Genomic DNA, 1091 nt, shown 5'->3' with positions numbered 1-1091 from the left:
TCGAATCGGAATGGAGTTTTTAGACATTCGTTTATCTATTCGTGGTTTCTAATACATATGGCATCCAACGCGTTCACCCGGATTTGGTTTGCTTTGAGCCGCCTAAGGCGCGCCACGAACGGTAACGTTGCCGTCATCGTTGCCTTCACCTTGCCGGTCGTGGTTGGCGGCGCCGGCCTCGGTGTGGAGACATCCTTCTGGTATTACAGCAGCCTCAAGCTGCAGGCCGTTGCCGATGCCGCGGCCTATGCCGGCGCGCTCGAGAAAGTCGCGGGTTCCGATAACCCGACCATCATCGCCGCCGCCACGCAGTCCGCGACCTCGAACAATTTTGCCACGCCGGGCACGATCCAGGTCAACACGCCGCCATTGTCCGGCCCGAACACCGCGAAGAAGGCAGTGGAGGTCATCGTCAAGCAGAACCTCGACCGCTACTTCACGGCGATTTTCAACCAGGCGCCCGTTGCCGAACAGGCAAGGGCGGTGGCGCTGATCAATGACGCCTCCAAAGCTTGCGTGCTGGCGCTCAGTCAGTCGGCCTCCCAGGCTGCGCTCTTTTCCGGTAACACCACCGTCAACCTCACCGGCTGTTCGGTCATGTCGGACTCGATTGCCTCGGACGCCATAAAGACGCAGGGCTCGGCGGTGCTCAAGGCCGACTGCCTGATCACGGTCGGCGGCATGGTGCTGAACAATCCAGCGACCACAGTCTGCAAGTCCAACATCACCCGAGCCTTGCCGGCAGCCGATCCTTTCTCCGGCTTGGCGACGCCGACAGCCGGCAACCCTTGCAAGAATGTCAACGGCAACAAGACATCGCAAACACTCCAGCCTGGCACCTACTGTAGCGGCATGAGCCTCAGCGGCAACGTCACCCTGCAGCCCGGCGTCTACGTCGTGCAGGGCGGTATGAAGGTCAACGCCAACGCGGTCGTCGCCGGCAGCGGGGTAACCATCTTCATGGCAGGCAGCAACACCGTCAGCATGAACGGCAACGCCAAGGTGACGCTGAGCGCGCCTACCTCCGGAGCCTATTCCGGCGTGCTGTTCTACGGCGACAGGACCGGGACTGCGGCGCAGAGCACCTTCAA

The 1091-nt window shown here is 61.3% G+C and carries 1 protein-coding gene; it reads left to right on the top strand.

Going from position 1 to position 1091, the window contains the following annotated elements:
- Positions 1-93 precede the first annotated feature (93 nt).
- Positions 94-1091, top strand: a 998-nt coding sequence (locus tag NKI05_RS32195; protein WP_352794232.1) for a pilus assembly protein TadG-related protein, incomplete at its 3' end; no start/stop codon positions are given.

Origin of the sequence: Mesorhizobium sp. M0771 (genome assembly GCF_040320155.1) — a bacterium.
Taxonomy (GTDB): domain Bacteria; phylum Pseudomonadota; class Alphaproteobacteria; order Rhizobiales; family Rhizobiaceae; genus Mesorhizobium.
This window is presented reverse-complemented; position numbering and strand designations above follow the sequence as displayed.